At 49.9% G+C, this 1,151-nt stretch carries 1 protein-coding gene; it reads right to left on the bottom strand.

The annotated features are described in order from the left end of the window. The coding region (locus G9G54_RS24780) for a condensation domain-containing protein (RefSeq protein WP_238808442.1) at positions 1-1,151 on the bottom strand (1,151 nt) is incomplete at both ends.

Below are 1,151 nucleotides of genomic sequence, written 5' to 3'. Positions count from 1 at the left end.
AAATGATTCAAGCTATCTTGGAAAATATCCGCTTGGAAGCGTCCATGCAAATCAAAGGTCGTTTGTTCAAAATAAGCACCTGACTCTGCATCCATCAGACTATGGAACAACATGCCTTTTTGCATCGGCGTCAGCGCATAGACATTTTCCAGTTCCCCCATGTCACGAGTCCGTTCTACCAATTGATCCAGCTCGGCCATGGTTACATGTTTCAGCATGACATCGCTTGGCGTCAGTTCTTGCTGTTTGTGGCTTATGCAATGCGCAATGATTTCCTGCAAGCTGGTTCTGAACTGTTCGGCTAACTGCTCCATCGTTTCACGACGATATTCCTGCTTGCTGTAGCTGATCGTCAATTGCAGTTCGCCTTCCGAGATCAGTCCGTTCATATCCAGCGTGTGCGTTCTAGCTGCATGGGCGCTAAGCTCTGCACCGCTAGCGTAAGGAGATACGCCAATGGACTGATTTTGCATATCTTGATCAAATTGTCCTAAATAGTTAAAGCTGATTTCAGGTTCGGTTACAAAATGCTCTTGCTCACGTGCTGCGGACAGGTATCTCAACATACCGTAGCCAATGCCCTTTTGCGGAATGCGGCGTAGTCCTTCTTTCACATGTTTGATGCGCTGTGAAAGGTCTTGCCCCACGCTCATATCGAGCACAACCGGGAATTGGGTCGTAAACCAGCCCACGGTGCGCGTAATATCCAGTTCTGGCAAAATGGATTCCCGTCCATGGCCTTCCAGGCTCACGAGCACTCGTTCCAGGCCCGCCCAGCGATGAATCGTCAGTCCCAATGCGGTAAGCAGCAAATCATTCATCTCCGTGTTGTAGGCACGATGCGCTTGTTTTAACAGCTGCTCCGTTTCCTGAGCTGTCCACGTAACTGTAATGTTCTCGCTGTCCCTATTTAAGGAATGAGTAGGGGACTCGTCTTTTGGAAGCGGCTGATATACGCCTTGTTCCATTTCCCTCCAGAATGCGAGTTCTGCTGCCATGGCCGGACTGTTCGCATATTGAGACTGCCCATCCGCCCAGATGCGGAACGAATCCGTTTTGTGCGGAAGACGAGCTGCTTGTCCGTTCAATGCCTGCTCATAGGCGGTCGTAATATCCTCGAACAAAATGCGCCAAGATACGGTATCCACCAC

It is taken from the genome of Paenibacillus sp. EKM212P, assembly GCF_011066115.1.
Taxonomy (GTDB): domain Bacteria; phylum Bacillota; class Bacilli; order Paenibacillales; family Paenibacillaceae; genus Paenibacillus; species Paenibacillus polymyxa_B.
This window is presented reverse-complemented; position numbering and strand designations above follow the sequence as displayed.